The sequence below is a fragment of the Mesorhizobium sp. P3_A9 genome (assembly GCF_056402975.1).
The window spans coordinates 1-574 of record NZ_JBFUGJ010000812.1; the positions used below are offsets into that span (position 1 = coordinate 1).

Consider the following 574-nt stretch of genomic DNA (forward strand, 5'->3'; position numbering starts at 1 on the left):
CGCTTGATGCGCTCGGCCGAAAGCTGGATCGGCGTCAGCGGATTCTTGATTTCGTGGGCGATGCGGCGCGCCACATCGGCCCAGGCGGAGGAACGCTGGGCCTGCACCAGATCGGTGATGTCGTCGACCGTCACGACGTAGGATTTTTCCTCCGAACCGTCGTCGCCCGCTTCGATGGTGATCTGCACGTTGAAGGTGCGCTCGGTGCCGGCGCGGAAGAACGTCACCTGCTCGCGGTAGACAGGCTTGCCCGACTGGCGGCCGATCTCGAAGACACGGCCGACATGCGGCAGAAGAGCGGACAGATTCTGCCCGAGCGCGGCGCTGGCGGAGATCGCCAGCATCGATTCGGCCGAACGGTTGACGATGGTRACGATGCCGTAGGGATCGACGCCGATGACGCCGGCGGTGACGCCGGCAAGCACGGCTTCSGAAAARCGCCGCCGCTCGTCGATCAGGTCCTTKGCCGACAGGATCTCGTTGCGTTGCGATTTSAGCTCCAGCAGCATCTTGTTGAASGTGTCGCCAAGCGAKGCGACATCGCCGTCGGAGGGTCGAACCGGCACGGCGACGT

Annotated in this window: 1 protein-coding gene; it reads right to left on the minus strand. The window is 64.4% G+C overall.

Annotation, left to right across the window (positions count from 1 at the left end; genetic code table 11):
- Positions 1-574, minus strand: a 574-nt coding sequence (locus AC1DX0_RS36880; RefSeq protein WP_477359601.1) for a sensor histidine kinase, incomplete at both ends; no start/stop codon positions are given.